The organism is Mycobacterium sp., from assembly GCF_032162105.1.
In the GTDB taxonomy this organism is placed as follows: Bacteria; Actinomycetota; Actinomycetes; order Mycobacteriales; family Mycobacteriaceae; genus Mycobacterium.
In genome coordinates this window covers 1-16,367 of the sequence record NZ_JAVRPS010000261.1, presented here as the reverse complement: position 1 = coordinate 16,367, position 16,367 = coordinate 1, and the positions used below count along the sequence as shown (strand labels likewise).

The 16,367-nt window shown below is 68.2% G+C and carries 15 protein-coding genes and 2 pseudogenes; 9 read left to right on the top strand and 8 right to left on the bottom strand.

The genetic code is table 11. The annotated features are described in order from the left end of the window. Window positions 1-61: 61 nt before the first annotated feature. On the top strand, window positions 62-421 hold the full coding sequence (locus QOC69_RS13130) for a response regulator transcription factor (protein WP_526440148.1): 360 nt from the start codon (window positions 62-64) through the stop codon (window positions 419-421). A gap of 6 nt (window positions 422-427) precedes the next feature. Here QOC69_RS13130 and QOC69_RS13125 read toward each other — a convergent pair whose 3' ends face one another. Continuing rightward, entirely contained in the window at window positions 428-1,081 is a 654-nt protein-coding gene (locus QOC69_RS13125) for a response regulator (protein WP_526440102.1), read from the bottom strand. A 113-nt stretch (window positions 1,082-1,194) separates the two neighbouring features. Between QOC69_RS13125 and QOC69_RS13120 the strand changes: the two genes are divergently transcribed. Continuing rightward, on the top strand, window positions 1,195-2,106 hold the full coding sequence (locus tag QOC69_RS13120) for an alpha/beta fold hydrolase (protein ID WP_526440100.1): 912 nt from the start codon (window positions 1,195-1,197) through the stop codon (window positions 2,104-2,106). A 4-nt stretch (window positions 2,107-2,110) separates the two neighbouring features. Next, the gene (locus QOC69_RS13115) at window positions 2,111-2,338 is read left to right on the top strand and encodes a hypothetical protein (RefSeq protein ID WP_526440098.1); all 228 of its coding nucleotides are present in this window, start codon (window positions 2,111-2,113) and stop codon (window positions 2,336-2,338) included. Here QOC69_RS13115 and QOC69_RS13110 read toward each other — a convergent pair. Together QOC69_RS13110 and QOC69_RS13105 are read right to left on the bottom strand one after the other, a co-directional pair. Further along, entirely contained in the window at window positions 2,314-3,555 is a 1,242-nt protein-coding gene (locus QOC69_RS13110; protein WP_526440096.1) for an alpha/beta hydrolase family protein, read from the bottom strand. The two genes, QOC69_RS13115 and QOC69_RS13110, sit on opposite strands and share 25 nt — an antisense overlap. Window positions 3,556-3,568: 13 nt before the next feature. After that, window positions 3,569-4,126 (bottom strand): hypothetical protein, encoded by a 558-nt coding sequence (locus tag QOC69_RS13105; RefSeq protein WP_526440094.1) that lies wholly within the window; start codon window positions 4,124-4,126, stop codon window positions 3,569-3,571. Between the two features lie 46 nt (window positions 4,127-4,172). Between QOC69_RS13105 and QOC69_RS13100 the strand changes: the two genes are divergently transcribed. The 3 genes from QOC69_RS13100 to QOC69_RS13090 are packed head-to-tail and all read left to right on the top strand — an operon-like array spanning window position 4,173 to window position 8,241. Further along, window positions 4,173-5,600 carry an FGGY family carbohydrate kinase gene (locus tag QOC69_RS13100; protein ID WP_526440146.1) on the top strand — a complete coding sequence of 476 codons (1,428 nt, stop codon included), beginning with the start codon at window positions 4,173-4,175 and terminating at the stop codon, window positions 5,598-5,600. Further along, the gene (locus tag QOC69_RS13095; protein ID WP_526440092.1) at window positions 5,597-6,973 is read left to right on the top strand and encodes an NAD(P)/FAD-dependent oxidoreductase; all 1,377 of its coding nucleotides are present in this window, start codon (window positions 5,597-5,599) and stop codon (window positions 6,971-6,973) included. The genes QOC69_RS13100 and QOC69_RS13095 overlap by 4 nt, the downstream gene beginning before the upstream one ends. Further along, window positions 6,970-8,241, top strand: a complete 1,272-nt coding sequence (locus QOC69_RS13090) for an NAD(P)/FAD-dependent oxidoreductase (protein ID WP_526440090.1) — start codon at window positions 6,970-6,972, stop codon at window positions 8,239-8,241. The genes QOC69_RS13095 and QOC69_RS13090 overlap by 4 nt, the downstream gene beginning before the upstream one ends. Here the strand turns inward: QOC69_RS13090 and QOC69_RS13085 are convergent. The 3 genes from QOC69_RS13085 to QOC69_RS13075 are packed head-to-tail and all read right to left on the bottom strand — an operon-like array spanning window position 8,201 to window position 12,870. Beyond that, a complete protein-coding gene (locus QOC69_RS13085) occupies window positions 8,201-10,657 on the bottom strand; it encodes an FAD-dependent oxidoreductase (protein WP_526440089.1) in 2,457 nt (818 codons plus the stop codon). The genes QOC69_RS13090 and QOC69_RS13085 overlap by 41 nt on opposite strands. Window positions 10,658-10,669: 12 nt before the next feature. Continuing rightward, a complete protein-coding gene (locus QOC69_RS13080) occupies window positions 10,670-11,593 on the bottom strand; it encodes a choline/ethanolamine kinase family protein (RefSeq protein ID WP_526440086.1) in 924 nt (307 codons plus the stop codon). 5 nt (window positions 11,594-11,598) lie between these two features. Then, window positions 11,599-12,870 (bottom strand): competence/damage-inducible protein A, encoded by a 1,272-nt coding sequence (locus QOC69_RS13075; RefSeq protein WP_526440084.1) that lies wholly within the window; start codon window positions 12,868-12,870, stop codon window positions 11,599-11,601. 97 nt (window positions 12,871-12,967) lie between these two features. Between QOC69_RS13075 and QOC69_RS13070 the strand changes: the two genes are divergently transcribed. Both QOC69_RS13070 and QOC69_RS13065 read left to right on the top strand, forming a co-directional pair. After that, a complete protein-coding gene (locus QOC69_RS13070) occupies window positions 12,968-13,630 on the top strand; it encodes a VTT domain-containing protein (protein WP_526440082.1) in 663 nt (220 codons plus the stop codon). A 28-nt stretch (window positions 13,631-13,658) separates the two neighbouring features. Continuing rightward, entirely contained in the window at window positions 13,659-14,138 is a 480-nt protein-coding gene (locus QOC69_RS13065; protein WP_526440080.1) for a hypothetical protein, read from the top strand. On the opposite strand, the gene QOC69_RS13060 is transcribed toward QOC69_RS13065, so the two are convergent. Then, window positions 14,119-14,340, bottom strand: coding sequence for a hypothetical protein (locus tag QOC69_RS13060; protein ID WP_526440078.1), 222 nt, complete (start codon window positions 14,338-14,340; stop codon window positions 14,119-14,121). The two genes, QOC69_RS13065 and QOC69_RS13060, sit on opposite strands and share 20 nt — an antisense overlap. On the opposite strand from QOC69_RS13060, the pseudogene QOC69_RS13055 reads away from it, so the two are divergent. Next, window positions 14,255-15,337, top strand: a pseudogene (locus tag QOC69_RS13055) (glycosyltransferase 87 family protein); the annotation flags it as partial. The gene QOC69_RS13060 and the pseudogene QOC69_RS13055 sit on opposite strands and share 86 nt — an antisense overlap. A 299-nt stretch (window positions 15,338-15,636) precedes the next feature. On the opposite strand, the pseudogene QOC69_RS13050 reads toward QOC69_RS13055, so the two are convergent. Then, window positions 15,637-16,367: pseudogene (locus QOC69_RS13050) on the bottom strand (glycoside hydrolase); the annotation flags it as partial.

Here is a 16,367-nt window from a genome sequence, read left to right as displayed (position 1 = left end):
GTAATGTCACCGCGTGGTCGATCTGCCAAACTCAACGAATGTGGTGCTCCGGACGCTTTCCGTGCGTTGTCTGATCGTCGATGACAGCGCAAACTTCCGCGACGCCGCGACCAGCATGCTCGAGCGCGCGGGGATTTCCGTTGTCGGAGTCGCCTCCAACAGCGTGGAGGCGCTGACCCGATATCGGGAGCTCAAGCCCGACATCACCCTGGTCGACGTCGACCTCGGCGTCGAGAGTGGATTCGATCTGGTCGTCCAACTGAACGCCGCGGATTCGCCCGCACCGTCGGTGATCCTCATCTCGACGCACTCCGAGCAGGACTTCGCCGACATGATCGCCGCGAGTCCCGCCCTGGGTTTCCTTCCGAAGTTCGCCCTCTCCCCCGCGGCCATCCGGGATCTGCTCGGCGACAAGGCTTGAGGCGGCTCAGAGCGAGTCGAGATACATGATCACCGCGCGCACGCGGCGGTGGTCGTCACCGGTCTCGGGAAGGTTCAGCTTCGTCAGAATGCTCCGCACGTGCTTCTCGACGGTGCCCTCGGTGACCCAAATGCGGCGCCCGATGCCCGCGTTCGACAGGCCCTCCGCCATCAACGTCAGAACCTCCCGCTCACGGGCGCTGAGCACGGCGAGCGGATCGTCGCGCCTGCGCGCCGAGACGAGTTCGGCCACCAGGGCGGGGTCGACGACGGACGCGCCGCCTGCGATGCGGCCCACGGTTTCGACGAAGTCCGCGACGTCGGTGACCCGGCTCTTCAGCAGGTAGCCGATCGAATGGCCGCCTGCCAGCAGTTCCATCGCGTGATCGACGTCCACGTGCGCCGACAGCACCAGGATGGCGACCTCCGGCCACTCCCGTCTGATGGTCTTGGCCGCGTCGAGTCCCTCGGTGCCGTGCGTCGGTGGCATCCGGATGTCGACCACGGCCAGGTCGGGTTGTAGGTCGCGGACCGCGTTCAGCAGCTCGGTGGCGTCGCCGGCCTGACCGACCACGTCGAAACCCGATCGTCCCAGCAGGCTGGCCAGCCCCTCCCGGAGCAGCACGTCGTCATCGGCCACGACCACGCGTACGGCATTCATTCCGATGATTCTTACATCAGACGTGCCGGCGCCGGTGCGAACGCGACGAGGTTGCCGAAGTCGGGGTGCGAAGCCGGTCGGACCGGCAAACTCCGCGTGGGACACTTTCGGGCATGATCCCCATCGCCCGCCCCAAGCTGGAAGGCAACGTTGCCGTTGGCGACGATCGTCAGCTGGGGTTCGCCGAGTTCGGCGACCCGCAGGGCCGTGCCGTGTTCTGGCTGCACGGAACCCCGGGCGCGCGCAGGCAGATTCCCACCGAAGCCCGCGTCTACGCGGAGCAGAAACACATCCGGCTGATCGGCGTCGACCGGCCGGGAATCGGCTCGTCCACACCGTTCCAGTACCCCGACGTGCTGGCGTTCGCCGACGATCTGCGCACCATCGCCGACGTTCTCGGCATCGACCAGATGGCCGTCATCGGGCTCTCCGGCGGCGGGCCCTACACGCTGGCCTGTGCCGCGGCGATGCCCGACCGCGTCGTCCTTGCAGGCGTACTCGGCGGCGTCGCCCCTTCGGTCGGTCCCGATGCGATCGGCGGCGGTGTGATGGCGCTCGCTTCGACGGTGGCCCCAGTGATCTCGTTCGCCGGCCTCCCCCTGCGGCTGGCGGCGGCCGGCGTGATCCAACTGCTGCGGCCCATGGCCCCGGCCGCGCTGCAGCTGTACGCCAGGCTTTCTCCCGAGGCCGACCGGCAGCTGCTGGTGCGGCCCGAGTTCAGCGCGATGTTCCTCGACGACCTACTCAACGGCAGCCGCAAACAATTGTCCGCCCCGTTCGCCGACGTCGTCGTCTTCGCGAGGGACTGGGGCTTCCGGCTCGACGAGGTCAAGGTGCCGGTGCACTGGTGGCACGGCGACAAGGACCACATCGTGCCGTTCGAGCACGGCCAACACGTCGTCTCCCGGCTGCCCGACGCCGCGCTGTACCACCTGCCCGGCGAGAGCCATCTGGCCGGCCTCGGCCGCGCCGAGGAGATCCTCGGCAACCTGATGGATCTGTGGAACGAGCTCGACGCGGGGTGACGACGTGACGGTGCCCTGGCCGCCCGCGCCAGCCAAGTGGCCGATCTCGGCCGTCGATCTGACGATCTACATCATCTCCCTGGTGCTGACGGTGCTGGTCGGACTCGTGGTGACCATCGTCCAACTGGTGCGACGCCGCCTCGCGTGGCCCTTCGCCTCCGGGACCCTGGTGCTGTGCGGGGTGATCTGCCTATTCGGCGGCGTCGGCTACTTCGCGGCCGTCGGCGCCTGACGGTCGGCCGCGCTGTTGGCGAGTACCTCGTCGAGCCAGTCGAAGACGTAGCCCTCGAACAGCGTCGCGCCGAAGCCTTCGCAGTGCCCGCCCCCACCCTCGGCCTCGGTGAACCGCTTCAGATCCTTCTCGCAGCGCAGGTGGTCGTAGAGAAGTTGGCTCCGTGAGGCGAAGTCGCCCTCGCCCCCCGTCAGCAGCGTTGGGCACGCGATGTCGGCGGCGACGCCCTCGAGCGTGAAGGTCAATTGGTTGCGGATGAAGTCGCCCACCAGGGTCGCGCCCATCGCCGCCATCCGTGAGCCGTACCACTCGACGTTGCGCGGGCCGTCGAGAAGCGTTTGCAGTTGGGCATCGAGATCCGGATCGGAGGCGATCAGCCTGGCCAGGAAGTCCTCCGGGTTGCCGGATCCCAATCCCTTGGCCATCACCCCGACGCGCGAGGCGAAGTCGTACTGCCCCGGGTCGGCGACCAGCGCGGCCACCCGTGGTTCGAACGCCGCGGCGCGCGGTCCCAGGTATCCGCCAAACGAGCGGCCGATCACCGCCACCGCGTCGGGGTCGACGCCGTCCTGCGCGAGCAGCCATTCGAACGCCGCCCCGAAGGGAACCTCGAAGTCCGGCCGGAAGGGCCGCCGATGCTCGAAGAGCATGCCACCCTGGCCAGGGCCCTCGAACACGAAGAAGTTGTATCCGCGCGGTAGCGCCATGTAGCCGGTCGCGCAGTAACCCGCTTCTGCGGTCGAGTCGAATCCACAGGGCGCCAACACCGTTGGCCGTGGGGTGTCGTCGTCGACGGGGCGGAACAGGTAGCCGGTCATGGTGACGCCATCGAACGGGATCTCGGTGGCGACCGCGTGGCAGTTGAGCAACGGGAGCGTCGCGCGGAATGCCGACCGGTGCTGCCGCCACGCGCGTTGGAGCCGTTCGTCGTCGATGTCGTGGCGGATGAAGAAGAACGACTGCCGCCAGTACTCCGACGCACGCAGGTAGGCCTGGCGGGCCGTCACCTGGTGCCCGCGTTTCATGGCTTCGTCGGCGAGTGCCCCTGCGGCCTCGGCCGTCGTGGACCACTGCGTGAACCAAGAGTCGTAATCGCCCGCGGTCGTGCGACTCGCCGTGGCCAGTGCCTCACCGATGTCAGCGGCCTCGGCCGCGATGGCGATCAGGGTCCGGCTGAGTTGCGCGTCCATGTCCGGGTCGTCGAGCAGTAATCTCATCAACTCTCCGTTCCTACCGCAGAACCTCGATGAGCAGCACCCATGTGTTGACCATCGAGATCACGACCGCGGCAATCATTCCCCCGGCGATCCAGTACATGCCGTTCGTGTTGTCCACCAGCAGAAGCACGCCGCCGACCACGAAGGGCAGCACGCTGAACTGATAGAGGCTGATCTCTTGCGCGAGCTGCCCGATTGGCCGCTGGTGCTGGGGGCGCGTCGCCAGCCTGATCCAGACGGTGCGCGCGGTGATCAGCCAGGTCACCGCCGCGAAGGCGATGGTCTCGATGCCGAACCACACCAAGGTCTGCGGCCGCATCAGGCCGGCGATCGACACCACGAGCACGAGCACGAGGAGCCCGATCGCCGTCGCCGCGCGCGACGGTAGCCAAGGGAACTTCAGGATCTCGCCGATGTTGGTGGAGATCGCGACCGTCACCAGACCGGCCAGCGCGGCGCACGCTCCCGCGGTGGCGACGAGCAGGTCCTTCCACGCCTCGAGGGCTTCGAAGATGGTGATGGAATCAGCCTCCCGCCCGCGACTCGGGTATTGGCGGAATCGTATATGCACCTACGCGGTCGACGTGAGAGGTTGGACGGGTGAGGGATTCGACGCAGTGACGGTACTGGCGATCGATCAGGGCACGTCGGGCACGAAGGCGATCGTCGTCGACCCCGAGGACGGCATCGTCGGCCTGGCCGAGATCGACGTGCACCCGCGCTACCTCGACGGAGGCGGCGTCGAGGTCGACCCCGAGGAACTCTGGAACTCCGTGGTCGAGGCGGGACGTGAGGCCGTTGCGCGGGCAGGCCGGTCCGTCGACGCGGTGTCACTGGCCAACCAGGGCGAAACCGTCCTGGCCTGGGATCCTGCGACGGGCCGGCCGTTGACGGCCGCGATCGGGTGGCAGGACCGCCGGGCCGAAGACGTGTGCCGCGAGCTCGGCCCGCACGCCGATGCGCTCGCGGCCCGCACCGGCCTGGTGCTGGACCCGTACTTCTCCGCGCCCAAGATGACGTGGCTGCGGCGCAACGTCGAGACCGGTGGCGTGGTCACCACCTCGGACACCTGGCTGCTGCACCGGCTTTGCGGCGAGTTCGTGACCGATGCGACCACCGCGAGCCGGTCGTTGCTCGTCGATCTGGGCTCCGGTCGGTGGAGCGACGAACTCACCGCGCTGTTCGGTCTGGACGGCGAGCGAATGCCCCGGATCGCCGACAACGACGAGATCATCGGCTCGACAGCGGTTTTCGGCGGCGACGTGCCGGTCGGTGGCATCATCGTCGACCAGCAGGCGGCCCTGATCGCCGAGGGTTGCTTCGAGCCGGGAACGGCCAAGTGCACGTTCGGCACCGGAGCATTCCTGCTCGACAACGCCGGGGTCGCCCCGGTGTTCTCCCGTGCAGGCCTGACCACCTCGGTGGCCTGGCGCGTCGGCGGATCCGAGACCTACTGCATCGACGGCCAGGTGTACACCGCCGCGTCGGCGATCCGGTGGCTCGAATCCGTCGGGATCATCGGCGGCGCAGACGAACTCGACACCGTCGCCGCCGAGGATGCGGGCGGTGTCATGTGCGTGCCCGCACTCGCGGGGCTGGCGGCGCCGTGGTGGCGGCCCCAGGCGTCGGCGGTGCTGTCTGGCATGACCCTGTCGACCGGCCGCGGCCACATCGTGCTCGCGGTCCTGCAGGGCATCGCCGCTCAGATTGCGGAGTTGGTCGCCGCGATCGAATCCGACACCGGCCATGAACCCAACCGCCTCCGCGTCGACGGCGGGCTGACCCGGTCGCGGGTACTGATGCAGGTCACGGCGGACATCCTCGGCGTGCCCGTCGACGTCTACCCGTCGCCACACGCCACCGCACTCGGTGCAGCAGCCCTGGCACGTCTGAGCCTGCGACCCGATCAGGCGCTGCGCGACGTCGTCGCGCCGTGGACTCCCTCGGGCACCTACGAACCGCGGTGGCACGCCGACCGAGTTGCCGAATTCCGTTCCACGTGGCGCGTTCTCGCCGCCAGCACGTACGCCGGGGTGAGACCGTGACCACCCACGACGTCGTGGTCATCGGGGCAGGCATCGTCGGCTCCGCCATCGCCCGTGAGCTCAGCGGCTACCACCTGAGCGTCGCCCTGGTCGAGGCCCGCGGCGACGTCGGCGACGGCACCAGCAAGGCGAACACGGCGATCCTGCACACCGGGTTCGACGCCAAACCGGGCACGCTGGAGTCGGCGATGGTCCGTCGCGGGTACCGGTTGCTCTCGGACTTCGCTTCCGTTACCGGCATCCCCGTCGAGCGCACGGGGGCGATCCTGGTGGCCTGGGATCGCGAGCAACTCGATACGCTGCCCGCTCTATTGGTCAAGGCGGAGGCCAACGGCTACCACGGCTGTGACGTCATCGGCCCCGACGCGGTGTACGCCGAACTGCCGCACCTAGGCGCGGGCGCGCTCGGCGGACTGACCGTGCCCGACGAGTCCATCACGTGCACGTGGACCGTGAACCTGGCCCTCGCGACGGATGCCGTCAACCGCGGTGTCGCCCTACGCACCGGCTGTCGCGTCGAAAGCATCGACGTCGGTGCGGAATTCACCGAGCTGAGCACGACGGGTGGGCCGGTGCGGGCCCGGTGGGTCGTCAACGCCGCGGGGCTGACCGCCGATCTGATCGACAACTGGTTCGGCTACGCCCGGTTCACCGTGACCCCGCGCCGCGGCGAACTCATCGTCTACGACAAGCTGGCCAGGCCGCTGGTGGACAAGATCGTGCTGCCGGTGCCGACCGCGATCGGCAAGGGCGTCCTGGTCAGCCCCACCGTCTACGGCAACGTGATGCTCGGCCCGACCGCCGAGGATCTACGGGACCGTACCGCCACGGCCACGTCGGCCGCGGGCTTCGAGTTCCTGCTCGCCAAGGGGCGAGACCTGGTCCCCCGGCTGCTCGACGAGGAGGTCACCGCCACCTATGCCGGGTTGCGCGCCGCCATCGACCATGGCGACTACCTGATCGACGCCGACTCCGATCGGCGTTACGTGCTCGTCGGCGGCATCCGGTCCACCGGGCTGACCGCGGGCATGGCGATCGCCGAGCACGTCCGCGACCTGCTGGAGAGCGCCGGGCTGGCCCTGCTGGCGAAGACCGAACTCCCCTCCGCTCCAACCATGCCCAATCTCGGCGAGGCATTCCCGCGGCCCTACCAGGATGACGCGTTGATCAAGTCCGACGGCGCGTACGGCCGCATCGTCTGCTTCTGTGAGCGGGTCACCGAGGGCGAGATCCGCGACGCATGCCGTGCGGTGATCCCACCGGTCGGGGTCGACGGACTGCGGCGGCGGACGCGCGCGATGAACGGCCGCTGCCAGGGCTTCTACTGCGGCGCCGAGGTATTGGAGTGCTTCGAGCGGGAGACCCGGCGATGACGACCGCCGTCGACGTAGTGATCGTGGGCGGTGGCCCCGCCGGCCTGACCGCGGCCGCGGCGCTCGCCGACCGGGGCGCGCGCACCGTGGTCGTGGAGCGCGAATCGCGGGCGGGCGGCATCCCCAGGCACAGTGACCATCTCGGCTACGGACTGCGCGACACCGGGACCGTCACGAGCGGGCCGGTGTACGCGCGCAGGCTCGTCGAACGTGCGATGACCGCCGGTGCCGAGATCCGCACGGACAGCATGGTCACCGGCTGGGCGGGCGACCGATCACTCGACGTCACCTCGCCGCGCGGCCGGATACGCGTCGATGCGGGCGCCGTCGTCCTTGCCACCGGCGCGCGTGAGCGGCCGCGGTCCGCCCGCCTGATCCCCGGTGACCGGCCCGCCGGCGTCTACACCACCGGCCAGTTGCAGAATCTGGTGCACCTCCGACACCGCGAAGTCGGCAGGCGCGCCGTGGTGATCGGTGCCGAACTGGTCAGCTACTCAGCGGTTCTCACGCTGCGTCACGCCGGTTGCGCCACCGCGTTGATGACCACCACCCACCCGTCACCCGAGTCGTACGCGGTGTTCAACGCCGCGGGCCGATCACCGCTGCTCGGGCTCGAGGTGGCGACCAGGACGCGGTTGGCCCGGATCATCGGCACCTCGACCGTTCGGGCCGTCGAAGTCGAAGACCTCGACACCGGCGCCCGTCACATCGTGGACTGTGACTGCGTGGTTCTCACGGGCGATTGGATTCCCGACAACGAAATCGCCCGCGCGGCAGGCCTCGACATCGACCCTGCGACGCGGGGCCCGCTGGTCGACACCGCGCTGCGCACCAGCAGTCCCGGTGTGTTCGCGGTCGGGAACCTGTTGCACCCCGTCGACACCGCCGACGTCGCCGCGCTCGACGGCAGGCACGTGGCCGACCACGTGCTGGCCCACCTGGACGGCCGGACGCCTCCGCCGGACGGTGTGCGCATCACCGCAGACCCGCCGCTACGCTGGCTCGCTCCTGGCGTGCTGCGGCCGGGTGATCCGGCGCCGCCCCGGCACCGACTGCTGTCCTGGACGGACGAACTGGTACGGCTACCGACCGTCGTGGCACGGCAGGGCGGAAGGGTGATCGCCGCGAAGCGACTGCCGTGGCCGTGCTCCCCCGGCAGGGTGTTCCGGATTCCCTCCAGCCTTCTCGACCCGGTGGACTTCGCGTGCGGTCCGGTGCGGCTCTCGGTCAGCGGATCCTGGCGTTGGCCGGATCGTAGATCGCCTTGAGCGACACGGTGATCGGGTAGAGCGTGCCGCCGACGTTCACCTGATACTCGCCTTCGCGGACCCACTTCGCGTCGACAGGAGCCTGGTCGGCGGCCCTCACGTACGCCAGGCCGACGCATGACCCCGTCGACTCGCCCCACGCCGCAGAGGTCACCTGGCCTGCGACCACACCGTCGCGCACCACCAGCTCGCCACCCCACAGCATGGGGTCCGGTGATCCGACCGAGAATCCGACCATCCGTCGGCTTGGCCCCTCGGCCTTGGCCTTCTCCACTGCGGCGCGGCCGAGGAAGTCGACGTCGGACTTGAGCTTGCACGCGAACAGCAATCCGGCCTCGACGGGATTGTCGTTGGGGGTCAGCTCGCGGCCGAACGCCCGATAGCCCTTCTCGAGTCGCAACGACTCGATCGCGTAATAGCCACCCCGAGCCACGCCGAACTGCGCCCCCGCCGCCATCAGGTCTTCGTAGACGCCGACTGCGAACTCGGTGGGGACGTAGAGCTCCCAGCCGAGCTCACCGACGTAGGTGATACGGGTCGCGCGAACCGTCGAGTAGCCCAACGAGATTGGCTTGCTGGTGCCGAACGGAAAGGCGTCGTCGCCCAGATCGATGTCGGTGAGGGTGGCCAGCAGATCGCGTGACCGGGGGCCCATCACGCCGAACACCGCGAGCGATGACGTCACGTCGACCAGTTGCGCCTGGTTGCCTGCGGGCAGGTTCCTGCGGATGTGGTCCTTGTCCCGCTCGGTGGTGGCCGCGCTGCTGACGATCAGGTACTCGTCGTCGGCGGTGCGCGTCACGGTGACGTCGGACTCGTAGGTGCCGCGCTCGTTGAGCATGCCGCTGTAGACCGTCGTGCCGACCTCGACCGCCATGTCCGCGGTGCACAACCACTGCAGCGCCGATTTCGCGTCGGGACCGACGAGTACGAACTTCGAGAACGATGTCTGATCGAACACCGTGACCGCGGTGCGGGTGGCGGTCTGCTCGGCCGCCGACCACGGCAGCCAGTTCTGCTTGCCCCAGGAGTATTCGATCGTCGGCTCCCGGTCGGGTGGGGCGAAGAAATTGGCCCGCTCCCACCCCATCCGGCTGCCGAAGTTGGCATTGGCTGCGACCAGCAGGTGGTGCACCGGTGAACGGCGGAACGGTCGTGCGGTTGCCATTTCCCGGTTGGGCCATGGCACTTCGTAGTGCAGTCCGAGTATCTCGGCGACCCGGTCGTGCAGCCACCGGGTGTTGCCGTTGAACGGTGCGAAGCGCCGGACGTCCACACTCGTCAGGTCGGTGGTCGGTGAGCCGTTCACGATCCACTCGGCCAGCGCCCGTCCCGCACCGCCCGCCGACGCGATGCCCACCGAGTTGAACCCGGCCGCCACGAAGAAGTTGGCGCACCCGGGTGCCTCACCGAGGATGAACTGGTTGTCAGGGGTGAAGCTCTCCGGCCCGTTGTAGAACTTCTTGATCCCGGTCTCCTCCAACGCGGGGATCCGCAACAGCGCGTTGTCCATCAGGATCTGGAAGTGATCCCAATCCTCGTCCAGCAGTTGGAATTCGAATGGGTAGGGAATCGCGTCGGGACTCACCCACGGCTTGGCCTCCGGCTCGAAGCCGCCGATGACCAACCCGCCGACCTCTTCCTTGAAGTAGGTGTAGCCGTCCGGGTCGCGCAGGATCGGCATGTCCGTGTGCACCCCGTCGATTGCCTCGGTGACGACGTAGAAGTGCTCGGCGGAGTGCAGCGGAACGTTCATGCCCGCCATCGACCCCACGTGCTTGGCCCACTGGCCTGCGCAGTTGACGACGATCTCGGCCTCGATGTCGCCGGTGTCGGTGCGCACACCGGTGACCGTTCGCCCGTCGGTCACCACGTCGACGACCCTGGTGTGTTCGAAGATCCTGGCGCCACGCATCCGCGCCCCCTTGGCAAGGGCCTGGGTCAGATCCGTCGGGTTGGCCTTGCCGTCGGCGGGTAGCCAGATGGCGCCAACCAGGTCGTCGACGCGCATCACCGGGTAGTGCTCGAGAGCCTGTGCGGGCGTGAGCAGTTCGCAGTCAAGGTCGAACGCCGCCGCATTGGCGGCGGTGCGGCGCAGCTGGATCATCCGGTCCTCGGTGCGCGCGACCGTCACCCCGCCGCATTGCTTGTACCCCGCGGTGAGGCCGGTCTCCTGCTCCAGTTCGGTGTAGAGCTCGGTCGAGTACTGCACCAACCGGGTGCCGCTCTCGGATGCCCGCAGCTGACCGACCAGACCAGCAGCGTGCCAGGTGGTTCCCGATGACAACTGCCCCTGCTCGAGCAGCACCACGTCGGTGTGGCCGAGCTTGGTCAGGTGGTAGGCCACGCTGGTTCCGATGACGCCGCCGCCGATGATGACGACGTGCGCGCGCGCGGGAAGAGAGCCAGTTGACATGCCTATCCTTCGTTAGTCCGATGCCTGCACATCGTCGAGCAACCCGTTGAAGTCGGGGCCCCGGAACTCGGCGACGGCACCCTCGTACCGCTCCATGCCCCATTCCCAGAAGTCGAAGTCCAGTGGGCTTGAGCCGTTCTGGATACAGCCCCACAAGGTCCAGCCATACATCCCGACGATGCCCTGGAGCCGGGCGCGGGCGATCTTGTGCCGCAGTCGGCGTCCGTAGTAGGCGGTCACCAGGTCTTCGCGCTGATCGGCGGACAACTGACATTCACAAGAGGTGTTGCCCAGCTCGAAACACGCGTCGTTGTTTCCGGAGTATTCGTAGTCGATCAGCCACATGGTGTCGCCGTCCTCGACGAAGTTGGCCGCCAACAGATCGTTGTTGCAGGGCACGGTCGTCTGGTCGGTGGCCGCGAGCACCCGCCGCGCGCTTTCGAACTGATCGGCGAAGTCGAGATAGTCGGTGGGTATCCGGAAGCCGTTGTCCTGCACGACCTTCAGGTACCCGGCCTGCTTGGCGAACATGTCGAAGGTGCCGCGGAACCGTTGCCCCGAATGCAGCGTGCGCATCGCGGCGGCCGCCTTGGTCAAGACGTCCGGTCTTTGAAAGTCCTTGTTGGACAATGTCGTCCCGTTGAGGTATCCGAGGAGCAGAATTCCCAGGTCGGGACGGTAGTCGATGACGGGTGCGCCCACCCCGGCGTCGGCTGCGGCCCGGGAGTTGTAGTGCTCCTGATCGCGGTCGATGCCGAGCAGGACCGACGTGTTGCCCGAACACCGCGCCACGTACGTCCCGTTCGGCGTGGTGACCTTGACGTTTCGGTTCGTCAATCCACCGGACAGATCCTCGAGCCTGCGCTGCTGCCCTGCCAGCACGGGAAACTCGTCGAGGGCCGCGTTGAGCTGGTCGTCGGTGAGTGAGAACGACACCGAGGTCAATCCGCGTCGCTGCTCAGCGCGCGGCGCAGCAGGTGCATCGCGACGGTCGTCGAGCGTTCCCGGACATCCGATCGGTTACCGGGCATGCGCAGGGTCCGGGTGAGCGTCCGGCCGTCGGCGAGCATGACGCTGAAGCAGACCGTTCCGACCGGCTTCTCCGGCGTTCCGCCGCCTGGACCGGCGATCCCGGTGGTCGCAACGGCGGTGTCCGCGCCAAACCGCTTCAGTGCGCCCGCGGCCATGGCCTCCGCGACGGGCTCCGACACCGCGCCGTGCGCCTCCAGCAGTGCCGGGTCGACACCGAGGAGGTCGACCTTGGCCTGGTTCGAGTAGGACACCACGCCACCGGCGACGTAGTCGGACGAACCGGGCCGGTCCGTCAGCCGCGCCGCGATCATGCCCGCCGTGCAGGACTCTGCCGTGGCGATGGTGCGTCCGGCCAACAGCCCGGCGATCTGGTCGTCGACGAAGGCGCCGTCGGTGGAGAACAATTCGCGGCCATGGCGTTCGCGCAGCAGAGCGACCAGATCCGTGTAGACGTCCGCGGCGTCGGGTTCGTATCGCGTGACGATCTCGAGCTCACCCCGGCGCAGGCAGGTCGTGATCTCGAGGCGCTGGAAACCGCTGACGGTGTGCTCGGCGTCCCGCAGCGTCTCCGCCAGCCCCGACTCGGGCAGGCCGAACATCCGGATGGTGTCCTGCCGGTACGCCGTGCGGCCCGCGATGGCCTGCTGCACGGCTGCGGTCTGCACCGCCGTCGCCCACATCGGCTGCAGTTCGCGGGGCGGTCCGGGCAGCACCACGACGGTCGGCGTGCCCGGCACGACGACACCCGGCGCGGTGCCGACCGGGGTGAGTACCTCGGCGCCCACCGGAACCATGGCCTGTTTGCGATTCGCCGCGAGCACGGCGTCGAAGTCAACGCTCGCGCGACCCTGCACCATCGACTTGAGGATGTCGGCGATCGTCTGCTCGAGTTCGGTGTCCAAAACCACTTCGCGGCCACAGAACCGGGCGACCGTCGCGACGGTGATGTCGTCGGCGGTGGGGCCGAGCCCGCCGCTGGTGACGATCAGATCGACGCCCTCCGACGCCAGGAAGCGCAGCTGCGCCTCGATGTCCTGCGGGCGGTCGCCGCAGATCGTGATGTGGGCGAGTTCGACGCCGAGTTCGAGCAGCCGGTCGGCCAGCCACGGTCCGTTCCGGTCCTGGACACGCCCCGTCAGTACTTCGGTTCCCGTGACGACGATGCCCGCGCGTGCGCTCACGGGTAAGACACTACGACGCCGGCGATCCGACGGCGCGCAGGCCGTAGTCGGTCTCCGTTCAGCGATTGGCAACGTCGGCAAGCTAGGTTCGGCGGCCGTGACGAGCATCATCGTGGCAATGCCCCAGGTGATGGACCCGATGTACTGGTTGGGTGCAGGCGGTCCGTTCGCGTCTGCGGTGCTCCCCGGCGTGATGCTCATCGTGTTCATCGAGACCGGGCTGCTGTTCCCGTTCCTGCCCGGTGACACGTTGTTGTTCACCGCCGGACTGCTTGCCGCGCAACCGAACGCGCCGATCGACGTGTGGACGCTCGCCCCGTGCGCCGCGGTAGCCGCTGTGATCGGTGGACAGCTCGGGTACCTGATCGGATGGCGGCTGGGGCCCGCGCTGTTCAAGAAGGAGGACGCGCGCTTCTTCAAGAAGCACTACCTGACCTCGTCGCACGAGTTCTTCGAAAGGCACGGCCGCAAGACGATCGTGATCGGGCACTTCGTCGGCGTGGTGCGAACCTTCGCGCCGGTGATCGCAGGCGCATCAGGGATGCGGTATCCGGTGTTCCTCGCCTACGACGTCATCGGTGCAATCGGTTGGGGGGTCGGCCTCACCGTGGTCGGATACTTCCTGGGTGGCGTACCGTTCGTCGGCGCCCACCTCGAGCTGATGGTTCTGGCCATCGCGTTTCTGTCGGTGCTGCCGGTCACCGCCTCGGTGTTGCGGGCCATGCTCGCCCGCAGGCGCTCTGAGCCCGCGGCCGAGTAGTCCGCGCGAGGTAATCTCGACACCCACGATGGGAGTCTCGATACCGATCATCACGGCGTGTAGTGGCTTCCTGCTTGCGGTCCTGTGGATGGACGTGATGTTCGACGTCCAGGTGCTCGCCCACCGGCACGCGGCGGAGCTACCCGAGGCGGCCATCGCGTCCGTCGCCGGCTACTACCACCGGGTCACGACGGCCTCGCGTCCGATGAGTCACCTCGTCGCGGGCGTGATGGCCATTCTGTTGATCACCCTTGGACTCCGGGTGGCGAGCGGTCACGACCCGCTGTGGCTGATCGTGGTCTCGGTGCCGCTGGCGGTCGTGCCGATCCTGCTCGCGCTGTTGCGGACTGTGCCGAACGCCGTCCGCCTGGGCCGCCGCGCCGAATCTGCTGCCGAACAGACCCGGCGTGCGCGCGCCATCTGCCTGGACCACCTGTTGTGCATCGGCTGCTTGGTGCTGTTCGTGGGCTTCTGGCTGGGTTACGCGGCTACGTCAGCCATTTCTTGACCGTGTTCAGATCGCGCGAGTACTGCTCCATCACGTCGTCCTGAAAGCGCGATCCCCCGCTGATCGCGTCGTTGCCGCGCCAGATCACCCGGACCCGTGACTTTCCGCGCAGGTAGATGTCGACGCGTTCGACCTCGCGGCGGCGCCAGCCCGCTTCCTCAGTGGCCTGGGCGAGCGCGGTGCGCTCGTCGGATGCCGTCATTGATCTCTCCTCGCCGGAACGTCTGCTCGTGCCATCCTCCCCGCCGGGGACCGCACCGCCGTCGGCAACCCCGACTTTCAGGAACCGTCCAGTCTCCGTCCGTACCTTTGCTCGAGTGTCGACGCGACTGAACTCCGCGGCCCGTGTCTACGGTCCCGCTGTCCTGACCGTGGCGCTCGTCGTGTACGTGGCCGCCTATCTGCGCTGGCCGAACCTGGCAGGACAGGTCGACCTGCTCGTCTACCGGTTCGGTGCAAGCCAGGTGCTTGCCGGCCACGATCTGTACTCGACCGGTTTGACCGGGAATCCACGCACCCTGCTGTTCGACTACAGCCCGTTCGCGGCGTTGTGCTTCCTGCCGTTGGCGCTGGTCACTCCGCTGACGGCTCAGATCCTGGGCCTGGCGGTGAACGCCGCGTTGGTGGTGTACGTGGTGTTGCGGCTGCTCCGCGCGCTCGGGCTGACGGCGGCGACCGGTCTGTGGAGCCTCGGTGCCCTGCTCATAGGTCTCGTAGCGTGGCTCGAGCCGATCAGGCTGTCGTTGCAACTCGGACAGGTCAACCTGCTCATTCTGGCCATCGTCGTGGCCGACCTGCTGGGGCCCGAGCGGCGAAGGTGGGCGGGTGTCGGGATCGGCCTGGTCGCAGGCATCAAGCTCACTCCGGCGCTGTTCATCGTCTATCTCCTGTTCGTCGGGCGAAGGCGCGCCGCGCTGGTGGCGTCCGCGACGTTCGCCGCGACCGTCGCAGCCGGGTTCGCGGTGCTGCCACGGGACTCCGCGTACTTCTGGTTGCGGCGGGGATTCGACGACGTCGTGCGGATCTCGAGTGACCCGGTGGCGAACACCAGTCTGCGTGGCTTGTTCGTCCGACTGCACTGGCCGCTCGGGACGGCGACCGCGGTGGGCATCGGCCTCGCTCTGGTGGCACTGGCGATCGCGGCGGTGGCGTGGCGACGGGGGCACCGCGTACTCGGTGTGGCGGTCGTCGGCATGGCCACGGACGCCGTTTCACCGTTCAGTTGGAGTCACCACTGGGTGTGGTGCGCGCCGTTGCTGGTTCACCTCGGGCACCGGGCCTTCGTCGCAGGCAGCACGTGGTCGCTGGCCGCACTAGGCGCGTTGTGGGCGACGTTCGCCGGCTGGTTCGTCTCCGTCGCAGGTGACACCCCCGAGACCGGCCTGTTGTCGATCCGCCCAGGCGGGACGTGGGACGTCTGGCTGCCCGCGGCCTACCTGCTGGCGTTCGTGATGGTGTTGGCCGCCACGGCGTGGTGGCTGCGCCGCCAGGACCGGGATTACGAGATGGGTACCGCTACCGCTGGCGTGTTGTACCCGGTGACGCGCACGAAGTTGGCGGTGGCCAGCGGGCTGGGCACGACGGCCTCGAGTTCGACCGTCTCACCAGGGAAGACGGTCACGTAGTTGTCGGAGTACTCGATGGGCAGAATCTCGTCGCCGTCGCGGGTCGTGGTGACCTCCGCCCGTTCGAAGAAGGCGACCTGGTTGGTGGCGTTGCGCAACCGGACGTCGACGACGTTCTGCCCGGCACCGTTGGTGGCGCGCGTCGCGCTGACGTCGAGTGGGACGCGGGTCATGTAGTTGAGGGCCGACATGTCCGCCCAGCTGGCTTGGTTCGCCTGGAAGGCGAAGTCGCCGTTGGGATCTCCGACGTCGTCGTTGCGCTGGGACTGCCAGTAGACGTTCTCGGAGATGACGTCCCCACCCTTGCCGAGGAGCTCGCAGCGGACGAAGAACACCTGCGAGTCGCGGGCCATCCTTGGCAGCGTCATGGCAGGCGTCGCGCCACCGGAGGCCACTGTCAGCGCGGGTGACGTCCGGTCGTCGCGCAGGCGGCCCTGCAGGTCATAGACGCGCACGCGGGCGCGCAGATCGGTTGCGTCGCGCGGAGTCTGGTTCACCACGGTCACTGCTGCCTGGCTGTGGTCGCCGGTGGCGTAGGAGTCGAACACCACCGACAGCGGCCGGAGCCCCTTCTTGGCTCCGTAGTACGCGCCGCCGGGTCGGA